This window comes from Micromonospora sp. NBC_01638 (assembly GCF_045209745.1).
Lineage (GTDB): Bacteria > Actinomycetota > Actinomycetes > Mycobacteriales > Micromonosporaceae > Micromonospora.
This window is the reverse complement of sequence record NZ_CP109273.1, coordinates 46,370-69,428: the sequence shown is the minus strand read 5'-3', so window position 1 is coordinate 69,428 and position 23,059 is coordinate 46,370. Positions and strand designations below refer to the sequence as shown.

Sequence of the window (23,059 nt, the reverse complement as noted above, 5' to 3'; positions counted from 1 at the left end):
GCCATGCTCACCATCCACGGCGTCGTCGCCTACCTGACGACTCGCTGGCAGGACATGACCGATCCGACCCAAGCCGACCGCGGCGACAGCCCAGTCGGCACCGCCGTCATTACCGCGATCCTCGTCGCCGGCGCCGTGGTCGTCGCCGGTGCGATCGTCGCCGTCGCCAACGGCTGGGTCGCCCTCATCCCGACCCAGCCGTGACCCGGAGGCAGCCCACCGTCTGCCCGTGCCCGACAGAATGCGGACAGACGGGTACCTGGCTCAGCGATCGTGGCAGCTCGCCGGTGGAGTTCGCCATCATCGCGCTGCCGATGATCCTGCTGACCTTCGCTGTCATTCAGACCGGGCTGATCTTCTTTGCCCAGTCCATTGCGCTGGGTGCGGCGACACAGGGGGTCAACGCCGCCCGGGGCTACCAGTCCTCAGCCGCAGCGGGAGAGGCACGTGCCACCAACTTCCTGTCGGCGGCGGGAGCGGGCCTGGAGAACCAGCAGGTCACCGTTACCCGCACCGCTACCGAGGTGCGAGTCACCGTTACCGGCCGGGCGATCACGGTGTTACCAGGGCTGACCTGGACCATCAGCAAGTCCGCCCATGGGCCTGTCGAGCGGCCTACCACGTCATGAGCACCCGGTGGATCCGCTATCAGCGCGGCTCGGCGAGCATCGAGATGGCGGTGGTGGCGCCGGCCATCCTGGCGTTGTTCGCCGGCGCCGTCATCGGTGGTCGGGTAAACCTCGCCCGCCAGGCGCTCGAAGCGGCGGCCTACGACGCCGCCCGCACGGCGTCCCTGGCCCGTACCGGCAGTGAGGCGAACGCGCAGGCGTTGGCCGCCGCCAACTCCACCCTCGACGCCCAAGGGCTGAGCTGCACCGACCTGGACGTCACCGTTTCCACCGCAGGCTTCGGAGTTCCTGTCGGCCAACCCGCCACCGTTACCGCCACAGTTAGCTGCACCGCTACCTTCTCCGACGTCGCACTGCCCGGGATGCCCGGCACCGTGCCGCTGGCCGCTTCCTTCACCAGCCCGCTGGACACCTACCGGAGCCGGCAGTGACCACGTTCAGGCGCCGGTTGGGCGACGACGACGGTCGGATCACGATCTGGTTCGCCGTCCTCGCGCCGGCCTTCCTCGCCTTGATCGGCCTTGTCGTCGACGGCGGTGCCAAGGTGCGCGCATACCAACGGGCGGACAACATCGCCGCCGAGGCGGCCCGGGCTGGCGGACAGGCGATCAAGGCGGGGCAGGCCATCGACGGCGGTGCCAAGGACATCGACGCCCCGATGGCCTCAACCGCCGTCCAGGCGTACCTCGATGATCTCGACGGCGTTACGGGCGCCGTCACCGTGGACGGCACCCAACAGCTCACCGTCACCGTCACGGTCACCTACAACCCGATCCTGCTCGACCTGTTCGGTGGGGGAGCAGGCACGACGGTAACCGGCCGGGCCACCGCGAATCTCGTCGCTCAATAACAGACTGGGAAGGAGCAACCGTGGCGCGGACCGTACCGACGATCGGTCGGGGTAGGCAGGCCCTCGACGGCCTCGGCGCCCTCGCCGTGGTCGCGCTGATCGTCAGCCTGCCGGTTCTTCTCGTCTGGGCCGCAGGCAACCCGCTGCCCGGCTTGGGAGCATGGTTCACCGACCTGGTCGAGGATCCGAGCGCAGCCGCCTCCCAGGTCTGGCGCGCCATGAGTAGCCGGGACGATGGAGACCTCTTCCTGCAGACGTTGGCGCTGATCGGTTGGGTCGCCGTCGTGCTGGCCGCGTGGACCTGGGTCACCTTTCTGGTCGCCCTGGTCGTGGAGACCATCGCCCAACTGCAAGGGCGTCGGCGCGGTCGGGTCCCGCGCAACACGGCTCGCATCCCCGGCATGCGACTGCAGCAGCGTGCCGCGGCCGCGCTGGTTGCCGCGATTCTCGGTGCGCTCGCCGCTCCGGCTTTGGCATCGGCATCAGTGCCTGCCGCCATCGCCAGCCCGCCCTCGGTCACATCCGAGCATGCGAGCCCTGCGCAGGTCGCACCGAGCAGAGCCGTACCGGCAAATGGTCCAGACGCCACCGGTTACCTCGAGCATCCGGTGGAGCGCGGCGAGAGCCTGCTCGACATCGCGGAGCGGTACAACGTCCCCTGGCAGCGCCTAGCCGAGACCAACCACGGCCTTGTGCAACCCGACGGGCGGATCCTCCAGCCAGGCAACACTCGGGTGTACGCCGGCTGGAAACTGCGGATCCCGGTAGACGTCTCCCTTTCAGCAACTAGCACGACGCAGACGACATCAGCTGCGACGGCCGGGCCACTGGTCTATGAGGTGGCGCGCGGCGACTGGCTAGCCGGTGTCGCTCAACGCTTTCTCGGTGACGCCGACCGTTACGCCGAGATCGCAGCCATAAACCCGGATCTCGAACGACGCGACCACCGCTTTCCGAACCACATCGAGCGCGGCTGGCGCGTCACCCTGCCGGGCGACGCCCGCGATCGTGGCCCTGCCGACCACGCCCAGGGCCAGCTCGTGGCCGACCGAACCCAACCGGCGCCGAGCGCACCGGAAGTCGACGATCAACCAATCGCGCCCCACCCGCCGGGCACCGGCGGGAATCAGCCCGGCGCAACAGCTTCGCCGTCGCCGGAGTCCTCCCCATCCCCTGCCGATGCGCCAAGCGCCTCGGTTAGCCCGTCCATGACGCCCGCACCGTCGACCACAGCGGGAGTGACTGCAGACCCTTCCGCACTGAACGAGCCCACAGACTCGGCCGACGACGGCGACGTCGACGTCGCGGTCGTCCTGGGTTCGTTGGCCGGCGCAGGGTTGCTTTCCGCACTGCTGCTAACCACCGTGTTACGTCGCCGACGCCGCCAACGCCAGCACCGTCGGCCCGGCCGTCGGCTGCCGCACCCTCAAGGTGGCGCCACGGAGCGAGCCCTGCGGGTGGCCGAGCAACCTGCAGACGTCGACCGGCTCGACCTCGCCCTACGCAGCCTCGCCGCAGCGCTGGCGGAGCGGGAACAGCCGTTGCCGGATATCACCGCCGCCTGGATTGTCGACCGCGACGTCACGGTGGTGCTCAGCGAGTCCGGCCCACAACCGCCCGCACCGTGGATCGTCGATCGCAGGGACTGGACCCTGCCTGGCGACGCAATCATCCCGCCCGTCAACGAGCAGCTCGCCCCGTTGCCCACTCTCGTCGCCATCGGATCGCAGCCCGGTCGACACCTACTGATCGACCTCGAACGTCTCGGCAGCCTCACCATCGCCGGCAACAGTGAACGCGCCCTCGCCCTGCTGCGCTACCTCGCTTGCGAGTTGGCCTGCAACGCCTGGTCCGACGAGGTCGAGGTCATCGTCACCGGCTTCCCGGTGCTGGAGACGGAATTGCTCATCGCCCTCAACCCGGACCGGGTGCGCGCGGTCTCCTCGGTAGGCGAGGCTGCCACGCGAATTCGGCGCCGTGCCGCCGCCGTGGTAGCCGCCCTCAGTGTAAGCGGAGCAGCCGATACGTTCGCCGGTCGCATATTCGACGTCGGCGAAGCCTGGGCGCCTCAGGTGCTGCTCGTCGCCGATCCGGACGCGAACGACATCGGCGTGCTCGATGAGCTGGGGAAGGAGTTGCGGAGGGCCGGACGCTCCGCTGTCGCAGTGGCGAGCACCACCAGGGTCCCCGCCGCCGCTGGCCCGAACACCGCCACGATCGATGAGGACGGCCTGCTGCGCCTCGCCCTGCCGTTCCTCGTTGTCGAGGGAGCCGCAGCCGGACTACCTGTCCAAGAGCTGGAACCGCTCGTCGAGATCATGACGCAGGCGCGGGCTGCCACGGACGAGCCGACCCCGCCGGCTGTGGAGCTGGAGTCGTGGGCGGAGAACAGCGACGCAGCCGGCTCAGTGCTCGACCTCTTCAGTACGAGCGAGCCGGCCGCATCGACGGCACCAACATCCGACGATGCAACGATCGCCGCCGGTGACTTGTCGACTCCGCCGAACCCGATCGTCGCGGTGCCCCGCATTGAACACGCTCGCACCGTCGCCACGGCCCCTCCACGCGAGGTCACCGCCGCAATTCGCCAGCGCCGCCGCCAAGCCGACCCGCAGCTCGATGCGGACTTGCGAGCCTGGCGCGAGCACGACAGGGACCGTCCCCGGATCAGCGTCCTCGGCGCGGTCGCGGTCGAAGCGCCCGGCCCGGTGCCCGATCAGCGCCGTCGCTTCCACGCGGAACTCATTGTCTACCTCGCTCAACGCGGCGCCCGCGGAGCATCGGCCGAGCAGCTCACTGACGCGCTGTGGCCCGATCAGCAGGTCAAGGACGCCAGCCGTCGGGTGGCCATCACCCGCGCCCGCCGGTGGCTGGGAGAAACTACCGACGGCACCTCCTGGCTGCCAGAGATGGGTTCCGACCGGCTGTATCGGTTGGCGCCCGGCTACTTGCTGGACTGGCACCTTTTCCGCCGGCTGCGCAGCCGCGGCGAGAGCCGTGGTCCTGCCGGCGTAAAGGACCTACGAGCCGCGTTGGAGCTCGTTCAGGGTGTCCCTCTCGACGGAGCTGACCGTGCCTATGCCACCGGCACCCGCAACCCCTTCACCTGGCTTCCTGAGTCCGACATCTATCCGGGGCACATCACCTCCGCTGTCGTCGACACCGCCCACGAACTTGCTGAGCTCTACCTCGACGCGGGCGATCCCACGGGTGCGCGCTGGGCCGTGCAGCGGGCCTGGCTGGCCGATCCGGAGCGCGGTGACGACGGGCCCTGGCACGACATCATGCGAGCCGCGCATGTGGAGGGACATACCGCCGAGCTGCGCAACCTTTTGGGTGAGCTGATGCGCACCCGAGAAGCCGAGGTGCCCGAAGACCTGGCACCGGTCACCTATGCCCTGCTGCGCGAACTCCTGCCAGATTTGCTGTCAGCGAGCAGCGGGACCGGATAGACCGACCAGTGCGAAGCGGGCGGATTCCGTCTGACCGCGATACGTCAAATCACGAGGGGAACGAACCTGATGCTGACATCGAACCAAGCTCACGGCATGACCTATGCCGAGGCAGCCCGAGAGATCACAGCTCGACTTGCACAGGGTGTCGATGACACCGCCGCGGCGGGAGCCATTCAGCTGGCGATCGAGGCGTGGAAGTGCCTGGCCGGCACCGACCTTGCTTGGGACCGTTACGGCCTGGAGCTGCTTGACGTCCGAGCGAGGCTTTACTCGGATCACGACGACGTGGTTGTTGATGCTGGGGCGCCGGTCCGAGATGACGCTGAGACCCGCCTTGCCGTGACGACGCTGCTGGAGCAACTCGCGCTTTACCACGATCGGCTGGCCGCCGACGATCGCGATGACCTGGCTCGACGGCTCAGCCATGACGCCGGGGCCCAACAGCTACGACGCGCGGTCGCGGCCCTGGTATGACCGTCGGTCAGTGGTACAACGAGGCGCACCGAGCCCTACGTACCGCGTCTACCACGATGGGTCGAAGCCGTGCCATGGCTGCGGCCGATATCAATGCCGCCGTGATTGCCAGGTCTGCCATCTACACGCAGTTGGCTCGAGTGACGGCGCTGCTGGTTGGCGGCCGCCCGGCAGCGGAGGTGCCAGACCGAGCCCGTGCCACGGCCATTCTGGCTAGACACGGGCAGAGCCTGACCCAGCTCTACGTTGGGCTTCAAACCGCTGCGGTCGTGGATCGGCAGTTCCCGGCCTCTTCCGCCACCGTGGTCGCCGGACCGGCGCGTTCGCTGCGTCGGGCTGTCGACGCCATTGGCGTGATCGGTGACATCCTCGCCAGTCACGTTCCGCCGGGGCAGACACCTCGCACTCCGGAAGGGCTCGCGGTTCGAGCTGGCGGTGGCGTCCAATCTGGCCTCGCCGACATCGCCCGGCTCACCTCGGCCGCGATAATGATCGATATTGCGCTACCGGGCTGGCTCGACCAAAGGCGGGGCCATCTCACCGAGATCTACCGGCCGGCGGCGGAAGCCGCTAGGTGGACCGCCAGCAGCCGATTGAGCGCTGTCGCCCGTGAGTTGATTGCCTTGGGCCGTGGGCAACCCCGGCTACACGGCCTCGATGTTGCCCGGCCTCCGTTGAATCCCGCACCGGCCGTCAGCAACGCAGGTGACGCGGTCGCAGCCGTCAGCGCAGCGCGAACCTGGATGTGGCAGAACCCAAGCGAATTGACGAGCGTGCACCTGCAGCTCGGGACTCAACTCGGCCTGGCGGTGCATGTCCTATCCAGCACCGGCGACCCGACGATGATAGGCGGCTGGCGTCAGGCAGCCATTGCGGCTGCTGACCTGCGTGCCACCCCTCCGGTTGGCCCAGCCCGCGATACCGCTGCCGAACTGACAGAGGTCCTACGCTGGCTGCGACAGTTCGGCAAGGGCGACCATGGCCAGCCGGGTGAGCGGCACCTTCAACAGATCTCGCGCCTTAACTCGGAGCTTCCGATCATGGCGGCCACGCTTCACAAAGGGCTCTCCGCCGCCCTGCAACGCCGTGAACTGTTCGTCAAGGACGAAGGAGTCCTGCAACGTCCTGCCGGGTCACTCGTCTTCCGCGCCGCCGAGCGCTGGCGTCCCGCGAGGAGAGGCGACGACGTTGTGCAGGATCTCACCCGTGCGCTGGTGCAGGGGCAGGACGCCGACAGTAAAAGCGAACACGTGGGCCCGTCGGCCCGCGCGTTCCCGAGCCCGCCACGGCCCAGGACGTCGGTGCCTGGGTCGTCCCGCCCGGGGTTCGATCCGTCGTCCGGACAGACTGTCCGTCGGTCACGGTGATCGTGCGCGAGCTATCCGTCCGTCTCTTGCTGCTCTCCGGCCGGGGTCAGGGCGGAGTGGCGATGCGCGACCTCTCCTACGGGAGGGCGCGTCGTCCGGTGAGCCGGAGGCGCAGATGCCTGACCGGTGGGGTGGGGTAGGCGCGGAGGTATGTCACCAGCGTGTAGGCGAGGTTGGCAGTGCGCTTTTCGACATCGCCGAGACCGGGCTGACCCTGCATGCGGGCGTTGAGTGCGCCGAGGAGTTGGTACCAGCCGTAGTAGAGCTCCTTGATGGCGATGACGTTGTCTGCCGTGGGTGCAGGTTTGGGTGGCGGTGAGCCACTGCTGGTTCACAGCTTGGGCGTGCCCGTCGAAGAGGTTGCCAGCGAGCATGTCGAGTTGGCGGCGCACCTCGTCGGCGTCCTGCGGGAGGCTGATCGCGGGCAGGGGCAGGCAGGCTCCTGGCTGGGGGTGGGCGGCGTGGACGACTTGGGTGATCGTTGCGCAGCCGCGGACCAGGTCTCGGTATGCGTCGGCAAGGTGGTGGCCGGCTGAGGGGCTCATGACGGGTTCTCCGGGGCGTCGGGCGGGTGCTCGGTGTTCGAACGGGCGGATGGACTGATCCCCGGGCGGGCCGTGGGCAGCGGCCCGCCCGATGTGGTGGTCAGCGGTGCAGGAGCTGTGGGTCGGTGGTGACCTCGGGATAGAGGTGCGCGACGTACTGCTCGCCGTCGGGGGTGGTGACGATGTCGCCGCAGCGGGCCTTGACCGCAGGGCCAGCGTGGGCGTCGGTGAACCGCATGGAGACCGACAGGTTGCGGACCTGGACTTTGAGACTGGGCATGTCGGAGTCGTTGAGGTAGGGCAGGAGTTGGCCGGCTTCGACGAGGACCTGGTCGCCGCGGGTGAGGTTGCGGGCCCGGGCGGCAAGGTCACCCCAGCACATGACCTCAAAGAACATGGCGCGGGTGTCGACCCACTTGCCGCTGTGGTCGCGGTAGCGGTCGCGATGCACGATCGGGAACTGGACGTACTCGCGGCCGTCGCGGGTGTGGCCGGTCTGCGGGGAGGCGGTGAGCCGGCCCTCGACGATGCAGGTGAACAGGGACATGACGCTCCAGACAGTCAGGTTGGGTGAGGGGGTGATGGGCGGGGCCGGCCGGCGCGGCAGGCCCCGCCAGCGGTCAGGGCTAGAAGGCCGGCTCAAGCTCGCGGTCGTCGGCGGCCCAAGGGTCCTCGACCTGCTCGGCCTTGGCGGTGCGGGCGGACTGAGCGCCGGCGAACCTCATCGAGACCGCGATGTTGCCGGCGGTGACCTGCAACTGCCCGGCCGGCTTGTCGCTGTTGGGTGACTGGTAGGCCCAGACGGAGAGGTCGTCGCGGGCCTCGACGATGACCGTGTCGCCCTTGCGTAGGTGCTCGGCGCACCGTTCGGCGAGGCTCCCCCAGCAGGTGACGGTGACCCACATCGTCGGCCCGTTGGTCCACTCACCGCCGTTGCTGCGACGGCGAGTGTTGTGGCCGACCCGCAGCTTGCAGACAGCCTTGCCAGAGGGGGTGAGGCCCAGCTCGGGCTCGTCGGCGAGGTTGCCTTCGAAGGTGAGGTTGAACAGCATGACCGTGCTCCCTGTCGCTTGGTGTGCGGCGGGCGGGCCGGTCGGGTGACCGGGGCGCCGGGTGCCGCGCTGACGGGCCGGTCAGAGCCCGCCCAGGGGCCGGGGCTGCAAGCAACCGGCCAAAAGATCTTGGCGCCGAGCGGAGCGAGACAAGGGGCCAAGATGTTTTCGAAGGGGGCTTAGCGGCCCCGGCCCGGGTGGGCTGACCTTCGGGTCCCTCAGCAGCGGACACCCGGCCGCCACCCGGGACACCAGCACCGCCCGTGCGCGTCATCCGCGACAGCCGGACCCGACATCGCGTTCAACTCCCGAGGTACCGCCGCTCCGGTGCGTTGCCCGATGCGGGAGAGCCACCGGCACGAAACCAGGCTTGGCGGTGAGGGCGGCAGAAGGGCGATACGGCCAGCGCGAGGACCGTCAAGTGGTCGCGTTGATGGGGCCAACCTTCGACGTGTCACGTTGACCCATCGGCGAATTGCAACTAGCGTTCGAGTCGGCTACCACGCTAGCCCGTCTCCGAGCGATCGCCTGGCACCCACGTTGCCTCTGGATCGCGACCGAGGACAAGCCGTCATCGACGCGCGTGTAACCGCCGTGATCTCGCGGAGGACGTGGGGCTCCGCTGGAGGAATCACGATGGGCAATTCCAGTAACCGTCGTGCTCGCACCCGTGCGATTCGTGCCCGGATGGAGACGACCGGCGAGCCGTACTCGGTCGCCTCGCGCCACGTCGCGGCTGAGCAGACCGCTCCGGCCGCGGAGGTATCCTCGGCCGCCGCCTCACCATCAGGGACCACCATGAACGACACTGCGGGTATGCGGGATGTGCTGCTGGACTGGGTCTACGACCAGGCCGGCAGCGACACTATGAACATTGTCGAGATTATGCCGTTTGCCGAGGAGTATCAGCTCGACCTCAACGCGGCCTTCACGCTGGTACACATCTGCCGGGATGCCGGCATGGCCCGGGACGACTCCACATTCGGGAACCCGGGCATGCGGCTGACCCCGGCCGGGTTGACACATGTTCAGGAACGTCGGCGGCGGCGGGACGACCCCGCGCTGCGCGCCGTCGCGGCCCGCAGCGGGCTGCTGCGGTGGATGTACCGCCAGCACATCGCCGGGGTGCACATGCCGCTTCCCGACCAGTTCGCTTCCGCCCCCGAAGCGAACTTCGAGGGCAGCCCGTTTACCGAGGTAGAGATTGGGCTCGCCGCCGAGTACCTCGTCAAGCGGGCACTGATCAAGGGCCCGGGAGCGTTTGGCCACACCGGCCCGGTGCGGGCTGACATCACCCCGGACGGAATGGACTGCGTGGTCGATTGGAGCGCGAACGTGTCGGCCTACCTACGCCGTCAGGAGGCCGCCAGTTCGGCCTTGACGTACAACGGCCCCGTGTTCCATGGCGACGTCGAAGGGGTGCAGCTGGCCTGGAACAACCAGTCGGTGACCCAAAACCACAACCCGGGCCAGCAGGTAGCCCCTGGGTACGAGGAACTCGCCTGGGCGATGGCCGATGTGCTGCGCCTGGTGCCGGCGATGGACCTGTCTTTTGAAGCCCAGGAAGACGTGGACGCGGCCAGCAAGGAGATCCTCGCCGAAATCGTTCGGGACGAACCGCGGCCCGGGCCGATCCGCCGGGCTCTGACGGTCCTTCGTACCTGGTTCACTCCGATCGCCGAGGCGGGTATGGCCGGCGCCGGCGTCGGGGTGAGCGAGGGCGCCAAGGAAGCTGCCCGCAACGCCGTCGCGCTGATGATGCCTTTCTGACTGCGGTCCGCCTGACCACCACGCTCCGTTGTGAACGTGGTGGTCAGGCAAGCCGCCTCGGCCGTTAGCGTTCGGCTACGCGACTTTCGGTCCGGTACGCCAGGCAGCCTGGGTCAGCACACGGACGGCCGATGATCGGCGGTTAGGCCGCGTGGTGGCGGCGGTACAGGAACGCCAGACTCGCAGCCTCGGACTCCAGCCAACTCGAGAACCCCGGCCGGCTTTGCGTCCGCGAGTGAACCTTCCGGCGGCGCACATCGAGCACCATCGGCCGCGCCTCCGGGTGAGTCTGGTCGAGGGTCTGCTGCATCAGCCACAGCATGACATCGGCGCCCTGGGTCGAGAGCGGATCGGTGTACATGTGCAGCTTCAGAGCCTCGGTGATGCCGTCCGGGTGCGCGAGAACCAGATCCGGCGTGACCTTGACGGTCAGATCGGCAGTGTGCCACCGAGCGGTGCCCGGCGAGATGAGCGTCGCGCTCTTGCGCTGCTCGACGAACGCCAACCAGCCGTTCGCGATCTCCGTGTAGTGGCCGCGCAACTGCTGCCGGCAATTCTGGATGGCGCTGGTCATGGCCTCCTCGTCACGGCCGGTCCGCCGCCCGGCCTGGACAGCCAGGCGCATCTGGCGGTAGGGGTCCTTGACCGGCTCGTACTTGTCGTCAAGGCTCTGGACAAGCCCGACCCGTCGAGTCCCCGGGCTAAGGACGTACTTGACGAACCGGGTCATGCTGAGGTCGTACTTGGACGTCGGGTTAGTCAACCTGGTGTTTCCTCTTCCGGCCCCGATCCAGGCGCAGGCCCGACGCGGTTCACTGCGGTGCTGAATCCAACTTCACAACCTCAAACGGTCGCGTCATCCAGCGCTAGCAGCTAGGGTCGACAACTGCGACGTGATCGAGCCCCAACGTCCTGCCTGCCCCTCGTGCAGACGGTCTGCGTTGGGGCCGACTACTCAGACTGTTGATCGGGCGTCAGGTATTCCCGATCCTGCCGTATGCACTCGCCTGTTTGCGCAGCTCAGCAGGGGAGAAAGCGTCCTCTTCAGACGTCACCGCTGGGGTCCTTCGGCAGGTGCCGGTGCAGCTTGGTCAGGTGTTCAGCAAGCCGACGTCGCCACGCTCGCGTTCGACAGCGGGTCGAGCAGTACTCCTTGGTGGGTGGGCAGTCGTCGAAGTTCCAACTCTCACCGCACATCCCGCATGAGGCCAGGAAGACGTCCTGCGATTGTGTAGAAGGCCGGGAGCGCTTAGTTGCTCGGGACGAGGCCTTGCGGCAGCCCTGGGAGCAGAACTGGGCATGGCTTCGCTTGATCAACGGCATCGGCCCGGAGCATCGTTTGCATGCCGCGTTCGCCACATCGCTGAACGTAGTACAGCGGTCCTGCGGTACCGGAGCCGGACTACGGCTCGTTGGTGGCGCGGGGACCGAAGCTCTGGCCTGTGCACACTCGCTGTATCCACGCGTGAGGCACGGTGACTTTGGAGAAGGCTCCGCTGCCCGAGCTGGCTGGAACCGGCCTGTCCGCCGTTGGCGGCCGATTGTGACCCTGCCGCGCCGGGCTACGGCCTACGAACTAATCGACGAGCCGGCGCGACGCCGATACCGCAAGACCGCGCGGGGCCGGCGAAGCCCGGCTCGCCAGCCGGAGGCGATTGTTGTTCGGGCCTCCACCGCCGATAGGCCGGCTATCTGCGCCGTCTCGGAGAGCCGGGGCCACACCACTGCGGCGTCGAGTCCACTGCGGGCGGCGAGTTGTCCGAAACGGAATGCCGCGAGGTGCAGGGCCGTGTTCCGGCCGCCAGCGGTAATCCGTTGTCCGCCGCGGATGACCGGTCGGGGTGCGGCGAGAATTCTGCCGATCTCGCCGTTGAGGGCGGCGAGCCCGTACCGGTCGGGGTCTTCGATCCGCGTCGAGACAGCCGCAGCCGGTGATGCAGTAGCCGGTTCGGGCACCGGCGCCGGCGGTGGTGACAGCAATCGCCGTAGGGCTGGTGGGCAGTCTGGCAGGACGCGGTCGAACTGTTGGGTGAAGGTGTACCGGCGGCCGGTGGGGTGCAGCGACGGCGGTGCGACGACGAGACCACCGCGTCCACGCCAGTCCACCCCGGGCACCACGCCGACGCGGTTGGCATGCCCGGTCGCAGCGAACCAGAGATGCCACCCGGATCCGGTTCGCACGACGGGCCCCTTCGGGCGGGCGTTGTCGAGGATGGTCGTGACCGTTCGGAGTCCGTCTGCGGTGTCGATGTCGCAGAAAGCGAGCAGGGTGCCGGTGGCGAGGCCGATGTTCGCGTCGGGCCACTTCGTCCACCATCGCCGTCGACGTCGATCGTGACGGCACGTCCGCTGTCACCGACGACGGCTGCCAGGAGGGCAGCGTTGTAGCCGGTGCCGGCCCCGGCTTCCATGATCCGCTGGCCGGGGCGTACGTCGAGTTGTTCGAGCATCATGGCCACGATCCGCGGCTGCGAGGCTGCGCTGATCGAAGTGCCATGGGCGTCGGTCTTGGTGTAGATGGACTCGTCGACGTACGCCTGCTGTGGTGGTACCCCGGGGAGGAACAGGTGGCGCGGGGTTCGGCGCATCGCAACCTCGACGGCGGATGTGCGGATAATCTGCTCGGCGCGTAGCTGGTCGATGAGATCAGTTCGCAGGTCGGAGGCCTTACGAAGCATGGTCACTCGGTCGACGCTAGTGGTCGTGAAGCTGGATTCTGAGGTGGACACGACTTCAGCCACCGCCCCGATTCCGACCGGCGTGGCCGGATCGTGCCGCGGGGTGGCCGGGGCGGCGCAGTGGCCAGAGTCGCGGCCCGCTCGGCAGATGCAGCGGCAGCCCAGCGATATAGCCGCGGAAGATCAGGAAATCCCGGGCGTGTTCGCTGGTCACTACTACGTCGACTGGCAGCCCGCGCTGATCGACGGCCTGGTGGTGACGGGCGAGCAGTGCGGTGCCAATGCCCTGCCCCCGGCGGTCTCGTGTCACGTAAAGCCATGCCAACCAGTGATGCGGAGCGTCGGACCGATAGCTGTTTAGCAGGGCGTTGAGCTGCTGAAACCGGGGCATCGCTCCCCTCGTGAAGGTACCCAGGTGATGATCGGACAAGACGGGTGCGTCGTCGGCCGGATGCCGTCGCCAGACCGCGACACCGCCCATGTCCGGCAGCAGGTCGACGTCGCCCCACTCAACGGCGTAGTCGACTTCCATTGCCAGCAGTCCATGGAAGACGGCTTGCCGCTCCGCCGGGTCGGGTACGAGCCACTCGGCCACCGGATTTTCGGCGAGGCCTTGGGCCAGGAGCGCGGCGATCGCCGCTACATCGCTGGGTTGCCCAGGGCGTACGAGCAGGGCCGTCGACGCGGGGGTCACAGGGGCCTCCGGCGTGGCAGCGGTCCGCTCTCGGGAAAGCCCGGGGGGCGGGCGACCTCTGGCTGTCCGCGCCACATCCGCCAGATCGTCGGCCCGGTGGTGGGAAGAATCAGCGGCGGCCCTGCCCGGTACCCGAGTCTGACGTACAGCTCGCGGTTGCGGAGGTTGCTGGCCTCCAGGTACGCGGGCATGCCGAGCGTGTCGAGTTGGCGGTGGTGGTGGCTCAGCAACGCGGCGCCAACCCCGCGGTTCTGCTGCTTGGGGTTGACGGCGACGTAGGCGAGGTAGTGGTGTGGCTCGCTTGGGTGAAACGCTTCGAACACCGCGTCGAGGAGGGCGAACTTCGGCGCGTACACCCCAGTGGCCGCTTCCAGCGCTGCCGGATGCTCCAGTGAACCACTGGGCGGAGGTTCGGGGCGCGGATACCAGATCGCAACGGCGGACAGGTCTGCGGTGGTGTCCACGTGGCCGTGGTCGAGGCCGTGGTTCAGGACCAGCTCGAAGTAACGGCGGTAGACGGCGCGGCGGTCGTTGTGGTCGGGAACCAACCAGTCGGCTACGGGTCCGTCGAAGAACGCCTCGGCGAGGACGGAAATCAAGTCCTCCGCGTCGCCGCGGCCTGCCTGGCGCACCACCACGCTGGTGCTGACGTCGGTCATGATCACTCCTGGCTTTAGTCAGGCCGGCTGGCGGACGGCGGCAGAGCTGCGAAGGGACGCGGTGGCGCTTTCCGCGCCGAGGCCGATGGCGTCGTAGACGTCCGACTTGGCCGCGCGAAGGATCAGCGCCCAAGTCGCGCCGATAAGGGCGACGATGGCGTACGTGGCCGGGAAGAGCCAGCGCAGCGGCGAGTGCGGGTGGACGCCGAGAAGGGTGTCGAACTCCTGCACGGTGACGGCGAGGATCGCTGCCAGCGCGACCGTGGCGATCAGCGGCGCGATGACGGCCCTCCACGGCCCCTCCGTGTGCCTGATCCGGGCAAAGAAGCCGACCACCGCGGCAGAGGTGGCGGTCATCAGCACCAGGACGCCAAGACCGCCGGTCACGGTGACCCAGAAGAAGAGGTGCACGATCGGGTCGGCGTTGGCCACCGCGTAGCCGACGAGTACGGCCACCGCGACGACGCTCTGGAGGATCGAGCCGACCTTCGGCGCGCCGGTGCGGCGGCTGGTCCGGCCTAGTGCGGCGGGGAGCACCCGCTCACGCCCGAGGGCGAACAAGTACCGAGCCACGGTGTGGTGAAACGACAGCAGCGCGGCGAACAGACTGGTGATGAAGAGGATCCGGCCGATCGTGACAACGCTCGTGCCGAGGTGCGGTGAGACGAGGTTGAAGATCAGATCGGTCCCGTCCGCGCGGGCAGCGTCCACGATCCTGTCGGGACCGGTGGCCACGGACATGGCCCACGCCGACAGGCCGTAGAGCAGACCGGTGAGCACCACGGCGATGTACGTGGCACGCGGTACGGTCCGGCGGGGGTCCTTGGTCTCCTCGCTGAAGACGACGGTGCCCTCGAAGCCGACGAAACCCGTGATCGCGGTGACCAGTGCCGCACCGATTCCGGCGGCGAATATGTGCGACGGGGCGAGGGTGTCGAAAGCGACCGTCCCGCTGGCGGGGTGGCCGAGCATTACCACGTCGAAGACGAGGGCGACGGCGCACTCGGCGACGAGCATGACCGCCAGGACCTTGCCGTTCAGGTCGATGCGCAGGAGACCGAGCACGGCGACGACGGCCCAGGCGACCAGCGCGCACATCCACCAGGTGGTGTCCCAGCCGTACCGGCTCTGCAGGAACTGGGCGAGGACCGCACCGAACCCGCCGTAAAGGCCGATCTGCATGGCGTTGTAGGCCAGTAGCGCAACCATGGCTGCGGCGACGCCGGCCGGACGGCCGAGTCCCCGGGTGACGTAGGTGTAGAAGGCGCCGGCGTTGACGATCCGCCGGGACATGGCGACGTAGCCGACCGCGAACAAGGCGAGCACGGCGGCGACGACCAGGTACGACACGGGGATGCCTGACACTCCGGTAACGGCGTACCCGGTGGTTGCTCCGCCGGCGATGACGGTGAGTGGCGCGGCGGCGGCGATCACGAAGAACACGACGGAGGGGATTCCGAGTCGGCCGCGTGCCAGGACAGCTGTGACCGTGTCGGGTTTCGAGTGGGGCATGGTTTCTCTTTCGCCTGGGGTGGTTTGTGAACCGCACGTCAGGAGGTGCGGTGGCTGAGAACGCCTGCGCCGATGACGCTGCTGAGGTCGGCGAGGAGGTCGCGTAGCGGGAGCCACGATTGGTTGACCAGTTGGCGCAGGTGCGCTTGAGCGCTGTATGGCGCGCCGTCGAGCAGGGCCGCGTCCAGCTGGGTATGCACCGTCAGGCCGGCTAACGCGATGTCGAAGTGGTCGAGCTGCCGGTAGTTGCGTACCTGCTGCGACAGTCGTGCCCACGACCAAGCGGCAGTGTTGATGTCGGTCGGTAAGTAGACGGTGCGCTGCCGCCAGAGCCGGCTAACCTGCGTCTGTTGGAGGAGCCCGACCTGCCACATGCGTGTGGCGACCTGCTCGTATGCGGTGGTGGCCAGAAACGCCAGCCAGGTCCGGGTGTCGGTGTGCTGCGGCTGCGCGATCAACCGGTCGAGGACGAGGTGTTGCAGCCAATCCTTCGGCGGGAAGGTCTGGAGGACGCGGACCTTCCCTCGCTCGAATGTGATTCGGCGTTCGTAGTACAGCTCGATGAGCAGCGCGGCGGCGAGGCCCGAGGCCAGCCCGGTGTCGTAGAGCCGGGGCCGGCCGGTCTGGTCGTCGTGGGCCATGTAGAAGAATTCGTCGGCGATGCGAGGGGAGACTGCGGAAGCGGTACCGACGGCTTTCACAGGCCGATGGGGCGGTACAGGCTCGCTGTGGTCGGTCATGGCGTGCTCATCGGCCGCGTAAGGTGGTCTGTTCACCGCAGCTGGCCTTCCGGGAGTGAGTGGTTGGCGGCGGGGAGCAGCCCGAGCCGGGATAGGAGGCGTCGGCCCCCGGCGTGGTGAATGAGCTCCTGCACCGCCCAGGCGTGCTGCTGGCATTGGTCATCCCTGCAGTGGAAGCAGGTGCGGCTACCGACGTGTTGGAGCACCGTCAGGCGGGCCGACTCGAAACGGTCGACGGGGCGGGCGCTTTCGTCGGTGCCGGTCACGGCGTCTGCGCAATCCGGCGTAGCGCGGCGACGCTGACGCGTAGCTCCATGCAGGGCGGGTGTAGATCAACCTTGGGGTAGTCGCACTGGGGTCGGTGGCCGCGTACCCAAAGCCACTTGTCGCTGAGGTGCGCGAGGTCGGTGCGGAGCCAGGCGACGACGACGTCGACGTGAGTGCCAGGGGTCAGGTCCCGCCCGAAAGACCAATCGTCGGGACCGAGCCTCAGCAGCGTCCCGGGCTCAACGGTGGGCAGATCGCTGGGTCCGTTCATGGTCTCGGCTTCTCGTCGCCGTGAGGGTTGAGACGGATCTGCCGATCGGCAGGCGCCCGATCAAGACCGGCCCAGAAGGCACGGTTCTCCGCAGCGAGCTCTCGAGGGGAGGGTTGGTTCGGGCCGGCAGCGCCGGTGCGGTTCCATCCGCTGTGGTGACCGAACAGCGTCGCCGCGCCTTCGCAGTCGATGCCGAATGGTCGGTACTGCCGACCGTCATGTGCCGGGACGAACCACTTGATTCGTTTCGCCACCGTCATCTCCCCTCACTGGGTGGGTGCGCGGCCGGGGCCCACCGACCCTGGCCGCGCACCCGTCCGGCGGGTGCAGGGACCGACTCGCGCGGGGGACGCGACGGACGGCCCCTGCACCCTGCTCGACTGGGTAGTGCCGTAGCAGGCACCTGCCCAGCTGAATCTCGGGCGATTGAGCAACCGCCTGGTGGGTCTGGCCCACAAGTGAACAACTGATTGCGAGTCAACGATCACGGAATGCTTCACAGCTGGGAATGCCGACCTCTGGTCCGACCTCGTCTACCGACCTCCGGTCCGACCGCCCTCTGAGCTGGGCATTCATGGTCGTGCAGGAACCACCCCCAAGATCGATTAGCCGTTTGTCGGGGTTACATTGAGATCACCGAGCCGGCCGTCTGGTCGACCGGCTTGAGACGAAGCCGTGGAGGCCGCCGGTGACCAGACCCAGTCCGTACGTCCGGCGACGATGGCTTGGACGCGAGATCAGGCGCCTGCGGAACGAGCACGGCCTGGCGGCTGAACCACTCGCGCGCGCCGTCGGGTTTCCGCGGCAACAGCTCAGTGCCGTCGAGAATGGGCACCTCGGCCCCGACATCGATCTGGTCAGCGCGATCTGTGACTACCTGGCCGTCGGCACCAACCGGCGGACAGCCATCATGGACGCGGCGACCGACGGCTGGGCGCGGGGATGGTGGATGGCCGACGCGGAACGAATGGGTGCCCGGCAAGCCACTTACGCAGACCTGGAGAGCGGCACCAAAACCATCACGGAGTACGCCCTGGCGCTGGTACCCGGTCTGCTCCAGACGACGGCGTTTGCTGATGCTCGGCTGCGCAGCGACCCTGCCCGTCACACCGATACCTTCGACCCCGCCGCAGCGGTGGCCGCCCGCGCCTACCGGCAGCAACTGCTGCTCGCGGCCGATGGGCCCCGCTATGACGTCGTGCTCGATGAAATCGCGATCCAACGCTGCGGCGCCGATCCCCACATCGTCGCCGACCAGCTCCGGCACATCGTCGCCGTCTGCGCCGCACACCCAACCGTGACCGTCCGGGTACTGCCGATCGACGCCTCCATCAAGGGCCACAGCGCGCCCAGGTCCGCGTACTCGATCTACCGCTATCGCGACACGCCGGACTGCGTGGCTGTTGCCGCCGACACGCTCACGAGTGATCTGATTTACACCGAGCCGGATGAGATCCAGCCCTATCTGAGCCTGCACAGCCGGCTCAAGGCCGCCGCACTTGCACCTGACATCAGCATTCATCTGCTCCGTGTCGCGGCGCAGGACCTGTCACCCGTCGAAGGAGTTTCCGCATGACCTCGCGATATTCGGCATGGCGCAAGTCCACCCGCAGCGACGATGGCAATTGCGTCGAGGTCGCCAGCGCCGGCGATGGCACCGTCGGCGTACGTGACTCGAAGGACGTCATCGGCCCGATGCTGGAATTCCGCCCCGCTACTTGGAGCGCCTTCACTGGCGGCATCCGGGCCGGCAAGTTCGGCCGTTGACCTTGGCCAGAGTGCGCTACAGGGCCATACGGTGTGGCTCAACCTTCGGCGCGAGGGATTATTCCCAATGGATTGGTGGCCCTCTGGACCCGTTGTTGGCATCCTGGACATCGAATCCAGATTGCTTCGAGTAGGCGACCAACAGGAGCGATGCGCCCGTCACGGGTGGACGTGAGAGGGGGAGCAGTGTCACGTCATCCCGATACTGATGTCGAACTCGGTCGGCAGCAAAGAGGTGATGGCGGCGAAGGTCTCGGCCTTCACCTGCGAAGGCGACGGGACCGGTAGTGCCTCGCCACCCGGATACGGTAATCAGCCCGAACACCCTGCTTAGCGACGCCCGCCGCCGGCAAGCCTCGCCTCGGCGACCGGGCCAGTTACTCTCACGCAGCGAGCTGGCCGACGCCGTCAACGCCGCTCTTGATCGGCTCTACCCCGGCAGGGTCCTCACCGCGCACTACGTCGACTCTCGCTGGATCGGCAAGCTGGAACGCGGCGAGCACCGTTGGCCAAGCGAGGAGCGTCGCGCTGCCCTCCGCCACGTTCTCGGGGCCACCAGCGACGGCCAACTCGACCTCTACAGCCCGCGGCGTACCGACCTCACCACTGCCGCCAACCACGGCACTGAGCAGCCGATGCCAGGAAGCTGGGATGAGACGGTCTATCAGCTGCGGGCCCAGTGGCACCTGCTGGTGCAGAACGACAAGCTGTTCGGACCGCAGTACGCCTTGGTCGGGGTCACGGCTCAGTTAAATCTGCTCGACCGGCTGCTCAACGACGTGCCATCGTCGTTTCGCCCCAACCTTGTACGCCTCGCGGCGCAGTACGCCGAATCGGCAGCCTGGTTGAACCACTCGCTCAACGACGCTCCGGCCGCCCAGCATTGGACCAGGAAGGCGCTCACCTGGGCGGACCAGATTGCTGATCCGACCATGACAGCCTGGGCAACGTACCGCAGCAGTCAGCACTGGCTTATCGCCGGGAAGCCGCACCGCGCTGTGGAAGAGGCTGAAGCCGCAATGCTCCTGGACAAGAAGGTGCCCAGCCCGGTGCGGGCCGCACTTCGCGTCCAGCATGCCGATGCACTCGCGACCGTTGGCGAGCACCGCAAGGCCATGCAGCTTCTGGACAGGGCGCACGAGTGGGCGGCGGACCGCCGTCCAGGTAAGCCCGAAGGCGAGCACGCCTCCTACTGCACGAGTGGCTACATCGAGGTTCATCGAGGTACCTGTCTGAGGATCGGGCGCCGGCCGGATGAAGCCCTCGCGGTTCTCGATGCAGCACTGCCGTCGATCCCGTCGATTCACCGGCAAGACTTCACTGCAGCCCTTCTGACCAAAGCCGCAGCCCATGTGGCGGCTGACCAACCTGAGCAAGCGGCTGCCACGGCTCACATCGCGCTACCGATCGCCCGCCAAGCAGGATCGCGCCGGATCCTGCACCAGCTCGGCCAGATCGGCTCTGCTGTTGACGGGCACCGTCACCTGGCCGACGTCCGCGCGTTCCTCGACGACCTTATGGAGACTGCCTGATGGCCTCAGACCTCGAGCTGTCCGCGATGCGGCAGGCCATCACCCTCTCCGCTCTTGGGCTGGGCACCACGAGCCCGAACCCGCCCGTTGGGTGCGTGATCCTGGACCGGCACGGAACGGTGGTGGGCGCGGGATTCCACCGCCGCAAAGGGGAGCCGCACGCTGAGGCACACGCGCTCAACGCGGCGGGAGGTGCGGCTCGTGGCGGTACGGCTGTCGTGACGCTTGAACCCTGCAACCATGTCGGCGTTACGCCGGCTTGTCGTCAAGAGTTGATCAACGCAGGCGTCTCCCGGGTGGTCATCGCCGTCATGGACCCAACGTCCCGCGGTGAAGGTGGAGCCTCGATGCTCACCTCTCTAGGCGTCGAGGTCGAGAGTGATGTGTTGCGCGACGAAGCCCTGACCGTCCTTGGGCCGTGGCTGACAGCGACCGTGCGCCGTAGGCCTTACCTGACCTGGGCGTTCGCCGTGAATCGCGACCATCAATCGGCGGCGGAAGAACGGCTCCTGTTGGACCTTCGTGCTAACGCTGATCTCGTCATAGCCGACAAGATCCTCGACGAGGGCGTTCCAGGCGGGCACGCTAGCGCGCACTTTGCGCCACCTGGCGATGTCGATATCAGCGCCGGCCTCTCGCAATGGCTGTCAACCGCCTACGAAGGCGGCGTACGCAGCGTGTTCGTAGTGGGGCAACAGCACGCCGTCGCGCTGCGACCGCACCTGCATGCCGTCGACGAGCTCGTCGTCGCTGTGCCGCGAACTGACCCGTCTCAGGCGTTGGAAGTGGTCCATTCCGGCCTCATGCCGATCGGCTTCCGAGTGGTCGAAGTCGCGGCTCACGAGTATGGATTGACGGCCCGCATGCGATGCTTCCGTGTGTAGCGCAGGACAGGGTTCATCTGGTCATCTGCTGATCATCGGGCGCTGTGAGCCAGTAGGCGCGAACCAGACAGGTCAAGCGGAGAGCTGGCGTGTCGGCGTGCGGGTTCGTGTCCAAGTGGTTGTCGGCAAAGACACGCAGGCGTATGTCGCCTGACCGGCTAGGACGGCCTGAGTTGCTGTGACCGCGATGGCTGCAACTGGACCCACCGCGAAGACGATTGGAATGTCTTCAAAATTGCGAGTCACCACAGCGAATGGGCCTAAACTGCGCCGGCCAGCACTGCGGCCGGCGCGAACCATCCTCATTTGCCGAGTTGAGTGAGTCGTTGCGCCGTGACAATGCCACATCGGTGGGTGCTCACCGAACTGTTTCGCCAGTGGCGGTCGCGCAGGGTGGGCCGTTTCGGAGGCGTGCCGGACCAAGGGCGAGCGTATTGATCAGCGGCAGACCGCCGCTTACTCTCTGTTCTACAGTTAGGGCAGCGCTTCGGGGAATTCCCGAAAGTGATCTTCGGGTGGGCGTGACCCAGCAACCTATGCAGGACTGATTGGGTTTCTACTCTGCGAGCCACGCCCGCGCCTTCGTCGAGAGCTTCTCTAAGTCCTTCTGCCCCACGTACTCAAGGAACTGCTTCATCCCGGCGAGTTGGTCATGCCCGTAACTGTCGTGCGTAGGTCGATCTAGAAGCTCATCTACGTCCGCCTGCGTGAGTTCGTCTGCTACGAGTTCAAGCCGCATGAGCACAACATTACTGTGGTCCCAGTTCAACGTGAAGTCAGCCTCACGTAGCCACTTATCTTTGAGCGCTTTGCGTACCGATGCTGAGGTGAAAATTGACGGTATTTCGAAGCTCTCAATCCACCTACCATTCTCAAAGTCTCGATAGAACGCAGAGGCTGTGCGGTAACTGCGCCGCTTGGCGTGGACAAGTTCTTCGAGCTCTTTGATGGACTCATCGCCCACATACCTCGTGATCAGGTCGTAGGCGAGACTCGCAAGTGCGATGTAGTGGACGGCTAGGTTGGGCTCCATCGATGTCGCCAAAGTGTGAGCCTTCTCGTTGCGCAAGTGCTGAACGCCCAAGTGCAGGTAACCGACGCCTCGGAAGAAGTCAGCTTGCGCTGCGTTGGCAGCCTTCGATTTGCCGAACAGCGCTTGGTAGTGCGCGTCGCTCTGAGCGCTGTTACTGAAAACGTCCGATGCCTTCTCCTTGCCGGTCAACTCTCGGAGCTTCTCGCGCACGATCTTGTAGGACTCATCAATCGCGTGGAAGTAGTCACCAATCGCAAGATACTGCCCGATGTGGCTGTAAATATCCTCGTGGATCTCTATGGAGATCCTATTGTTGGTAACGGTCGCCTCGGTCGTGATGGCAACCGGTGCGCCCACTGCCCGGGTGGGCGAAGTGCGGCCGAGCTCGCGAGCGATCCTACGGATCTTGGCGATCTGCTCCTCGGTGATGTCCTCGAGCAGGCCGCCTACGGATTTCTTCGCCTCGACGTAGTCGGCGAGCGCACTGAGCGCCGCAGAGACCTCTGCATCTGATCCGCTCTTCCAAAGCGCTCTGAGCCTATTGGCCTTGGAACTTCCAAAGCCGCTGTATTTCTCGTTGTCATAGATATCGATGTTGACATCGGCAAGGAGGTTGGCGAAAGAGCCCTCAGTAAAGTCTAGGACGTACCCGCCGTTCATGCTGAGCACAGCTTCGAGGAAGGTCTTGTCTGCGATAGAAAGCCCGCTCATTGCGCTAGATCCCAGTCCTTCCGTGGGGAATATCTGACCTGAGCACCTTACCGGTCACCGCGCGGCAGGAGTGCATGCCGCCGGCTCGCTGGATGAGCGTCCCTCACGATTGGAAATCCGGCTCTGTCGTTGATCACGCACGTTTCCTGACGGTTTGACCTGCGTCGGA

Annotated in this window: 23 protein-coding genes and 2 pseudogenes; 13 read left to right on the top strand and 12 right to left on the bottom strand. The window is 67.0% G+C overall.

The genetic code is table 11. The features are described from left to right. The first annotated feature begins 3 nt into the window (after positions 1-3). From OG811_RS00275 to OG811_RS00240, 8 genes are all read left to right on the top strand, one after another. Positions 4-204, top strand: coding sequence for a hypothetical protein (locus tag OG811_RS00275; RefSeq protein ID WP_406071208.1), 201 nt, complete (start codon positions 4-6; stop codon positions 202-204). 83 nt (positions 205-287) lie between these two features. Beyond that, positions 288-629 carry a TadE/TadG family type IV pilus assembly protein gene (locus OG811_RS00270; RefSeq protein WP_406071207.1) on the top strand — a complete coding sequence of 114 codons (342 nt, stop codon included), beginning with the start codon at positions 288-290 and terminating at the stop codon, positions 627-629. Further along, positions 626-1,060, top strand: a complete 435-nt coding sequence (locus OG811_RS00265; protein WP_406071206.1) for a TadE family protein — start codon at positions 626-628, stop codon at positions 1,058-1,060. Before OG811_RS00270 ends, OG811_RS00265 begins: the two co-directional genes overlap by 4 nt. Next, entirely contained in the window at positions 1,057-1,479 is a 423-nt protein-coding gene (locus OG811_RS00260; RefSeq protein WP_406071205.1) for a TadE/TadG family type IV pilus assembly protein, read from the top strand. Before OG811_RS00265 ends, OG811_RS00260 begins: the two co-directional genes overlap by 4 nt. Positions 1,480-1,565: 86 nt before the next feature. Further along, the gene (locus OG811_RS00255; RefSeq protein WP_406071204.1) at positions 1,566-4,931 is read left to right on the top strand and encodes a LysM peptidoglycan-binding domain-containing protein; all 3,366 of its coding nucleotides are present in this window, start codon (positions 1,566-1,568) and stop codon (positions 4,929-4,931) included. A 96-nt stretch (positions 4,932-5,027) separates the two neighbouring features. Then, positions 5,028-5,408 carry a hypothetical protein gene (locus tag OG811_RS00250; protein WP_406071202.1) on the top strand — a complete coding sequence of 127 codons (381 nt, stop codon included), beginning with the start codon at positions 5,028-5,030 and terminating at the stop codon, positions 5,406-5,408. A 74-nt stretch (positions 5,409-5,482) separates the two neighbouring features. Then, entirely contained in the window at positions 5,483-6,775 is a 1,293-nt protein-coding gene (locus OG811_RS00245; RefSeq protein ID WP_406071200.1) for a hypothetical protein, read from the top strand. Between the two features lie 272 nt (positions 6,776-7,047). Further along, positions 7,048-7,311 (top strand): hypothetical protein, encoded by a 264-nt coding sequence (locus tag OG811_RS00240; protein ID WP_406071199.1) that lies wholly within the window; start codon positions 7,048-7,050, stop codon positions 7,309-7,311. 109 nt (positions 7,312-7,420) lie between these two features. On the opposite strand, the gene OG811_RS00235 is transcribed toward OG811_RS00240, so the two are convergent. Then, entirely contained in the window at positions 7,421-7,867 is a 447-nt protein-coding gene (locus tag OG811_RS00235) for a single-stranded DNA-binding protein (RefSeq protein ID WP_406071198.1), read from the bottom strand. A gap of 79 nt (positions 7,868-7,946) precedes the next feature. After that, positions 7,947-8,372 (bottom strand): single-stranded DNA-binding protein, encoded by a 426-nt coding sequence (locus OG811_RS00230; RefSeq protein WP_406071197.1) that lies wholly within the window; start codon positions 8,370-8,372, stop codon positions 7,947-7,949. A 636-nt stretch (positions 8,373-9,008) separates the two neighbouring features. Between OG811_RS00230 and OG811_RS00225 the strand changes: the two genes are divergently transcribed. Further along, positions 9,009-10,142 (top strand): hypothetical protein, encoded by a 1,134-nt coding sequence (locus tag OG811_RS00225; RefSeq protein WP_406071195.1) that lies wholly within the window; start codon positions 9,009-9,011, stop codon positions 10,140-10,142. Positions 10,143-10,284: 142 nt separating this feature from the next. On the opposite strand, the gene OG811_RS00220 is transcribed toward OG811_RS00225, so the two are convergent. From OG811_RS00220 to OG811_RS00180, 9 genes and pseudogenes are all read right to left on the bottom strand, one after another. Next, positions 10,285-10,872, bottom strand: a complete 588-nt coding sequence (locus OG811_RS00220) for a hypothetical protein (protein WP_406071194.1) — start codon at positions 10,870-10,872, stop codon at positions 10,285-10,287. Between the two features lie 839 nt (positions 10,873-11,711). Beyond that, positions 11,712-12,461 (bottom strand): annotated as a pseudogene (locus OG811_RS00215) (bifunctional DNA primase/polymerase); the annotation flags it as partial. Between the two features lie 68 nt (positions 12,462-12,529). Beyond that, positions 12,530-12,820, bottom strand: a pseudogene (locus tag OG811_RS00210) (methyltransferase, FxLD system); the annotation flags it as partial. 55 nt (positions 12,821-12,875) lie between these two features. Further along, positions 12,876-13,514 (bottom strand): GNAT family N-acetyltransferase, encoded by a 639-nt coding sequence (locus tag OG811_RS00205; protein ID WP_406071192.1) that lies wholly within the window; start codon positions 13,512-13,514, stop codon positions 12,876-12,878. Continuing rightward, positions 13,511-14,173, bottom strand: a complete 663-nt coding sequence (locus OG811_RS00200; protein WP_406071190.1) for a GNAT family N-acetyltransferase — start codon at positions 14,171-14,173, stop codon at positions 13,511-13,513. Before OG811_RS00200 ends, OG811_RS00205 begins: the two co-directional genes overlap by 4 nt. 18 nt (positions 14,174-14,191) lie before the next feature. Further along, the gene (locus OG811_RS00195) at positions 14,192-15,685 is read right to left on the bottom strand and encodes an APC family permease (protein WP_406071188.1); all 1,494 of its coding nucleotides are present in this window, start codon (positions 15,683-15,685) and stop codon (positions 14,192-14,194) included. Between the two features lie 38 nt (positions 15,686-15,723). After that, entirely contained in the window at positions 15,724-16,425 is a 702-nt protein-coding gene (locus OG811_RS00190; protein ID WP_406071186.1) for a GPP34 family phosphoprotein, read from the bottom strand. A gap of 262 nt (positions 16,426-16,687) precedes the next feature. Further along, entirely contained in the window at positions 16,688-16,963 is a 276-nt protein-coding gene (locus OG811_RS00185) for a hypothetical protein (RefSeq protein ID WP_406071185.1), read from the bottom strand. Next, complete coding sequence (locus OG811_RS00180) at positions 16,960-17,217, bottom strand: hypothetical protein (protein WP_406071183.1); 258 nt, start codon at positions 17,215-17,217, stop codon at positions 16,960-16,962. The genes OG811_RS00185 and OG811_RS00180 overlap by 4 nt, the downstream gene beginning before the upstream one ends. Before the next feature lie 434 nt (positions 17,218-17,651). Here OG811_RS00180 and OG811_RS00175 point away from each other — a divergent pair, with 434 nt between their 5' ends. The 4 genes from OG811_RS00175 to ribD all read left to right on the top strand — a co-directional run bounded on the left by OG811_RS00175 (position 17,652) and on the right by ribD (position 21,146). Then, entirely contained in the window at positions 17,652-18,539 is an 888-nt protein-coding gene (locus OG811_RS00175; RefSeq protein WP_406071182.1) for a Scr1 family TA system antitoxin-like transcriptional regulator, read from the top strand. After that, on the top strand, positions 18,536-18,730 hold the full coding sequence (locus tag OG811_RS00170) for a DUF397 domain-containing protein (protein WP_406071180.1): 195 nt from the start codon (positions 18,536-18,538) through the stop codon (positions 18,728-18,730). The genes OG811_RS00175 and OG811_RS00170 overlap by 4 nt, the downstream gene beginning before the upstream one ends. A 287-nt stretch (positions 18,731-19,017) precedes the next feature. Next, positions 19,018-20,262 (top strand): hypothetical protein, encoded by a 1,245-nt coding sequence (locus OG811_RS00165; RefSeq protein WP_406071178.1) that lies wholly within the window; start codon positions 19,018-19,020, stop codon positions 20,260-20,262. Continuing rightward, a complete protein-coding gene (gene ribD, locus OG811_RS00160) occupies positions 20,262-21,146 on the top strand; it encodes a bifunctional diaminohydroxyphosphoribosylaminopyrimidine deaminase/5-amino-6-(5-phosphoribosylamino)uracil reductase RibD (protein ID WP_406071177.1) in 885 nt (294 codons plus the stop codon). The genes OG811_RS00165 and ribD overlap by 1 nt, the downstream gene beginning before the upstream one ends. A 556-nt stretch (positions 21,147-21,702) precedes the next feature. Here ribD and OG811_RS00155 read toward each other — a convergent pair. Beyond that, on the bottom strand, positions 21,703-22,890 hold the full coding sequence (locus tag OG811_RS00155) for a TIGR02391 family protein (RefSeq protein WP_406071175.1): 1,188 nt from the start codon (positions 22,888-22,890) through the stop codon (positions 21,703-21,705). Positions 22,891-23,059 lie beyond the last annotated feature (169 nt).

Coding starts and splice junctions, on each gene's coding strand:
- OG811_RS00200 (WP_406071190.1), bottom strand. CDS start 14,173: ATGACCGACGTCAGCACCAGCGTGGTGGTGCGCCAGGCAGGCCGCGGC.
- OG811_RS00245 (WP_406071200.1), top strand. CDS start 5,483: ATGGCTGCGGCCGATATCAATGCCGCCGTGATTGCCAGGTCTGCCATC.
- OG811_RS00185 (WP_406071185.1), bottom strand. CDS start 16,963: ATGAACGGACCCAGCGATCTGCCCACCGTTGAGCCCGGGACGCTGCTG.
- OG811_RS00235 (WP_406071198.1), bottom strand. CDS start 7,867: ATGTCCCTGTTCACCTGCATCGTCGAGGGCCGGCTCACCGCCTCCCCG.
- OG811_RS00170 (WP_406071180.1), top strand. CDS start 18,536: ATGACCTCGCGATATTCGGCATGGCGCAAGTCCACCCGCAGCGACGAT.
- ribD (WP_406071177.1), top strand. CDS start 20,262: ATGGCCTCAGACCTCGAGCTGTCCGCGATGCGGCAGGCCATCACCCTC.
- OG811_RS00225 (WP_406071195.1), top strand. CDS start 9,009: ATGGGCAATTCCAGTAACCGTCGTGCTCGCACCCGTGCGATTCGTGCC.
- OG811_RS00240 (WP_406071199.1), top strand. CDS start 7,048: ATGGCGATGACGTTGTCTGCCGTGGGTGCAGGTTTGGGTGGCGGTGAG.
- OG811_RS00155 (WP_406071175.1), bottom strand. CDS start 22,890: ATGAGCGGGCTTTCTATCGCAGACAAGACCTTCCTCGAAGCTGTGCTC.
- OG811_RS00250 (WP_406071202.1), top strand. CDS start 5,028: ATGACCTATGCCGAGGCAGCCCGAGAGATCACAGCTCGACTTGCACAG.
- OG811_RS00195 (WP_406071188.1), bottom strand. CDS start 15,685: ATGCCCCACTCGAAACCCGACACGGTCACAGCTGTCCTGGCACGCGGC.
- OG811_RS00275 (WP_406071208.1), top strand. CDS start 4: ATGCTCACCATCCACGGCGTCGTCGCCTACCTGACGACTCGCTGGCAG.
- OG811_RS00265 (WP_406071206.1), top strand. CDS start 626: ATGAGCACCCGGTGGATCCGCTATCAGCGCGGCTCGGCGAGCATCGAG.
- OG811_RS00220 (WP_406071194.1), bottom strand. CDS start 10,872: ATGACCCGGTTCGTCAAGTACGTCCTTAGCCCGGGGACTCGACGGGTC.
- OG811_RS00230 (WP_406071197.1), bottom strand. CDS start 8,372: ATGCTGTTCAACCTCACCTTCGAAGGCAACCTCGCCGACGAGCCCGAG.
- OG811_RS00190 (WP_406071186.1), bottom strand. CDS start 16,425: ATGACCGACCACAGCGAGCCTGTACCGCCCCATCGGCCTGTGAAAGCC.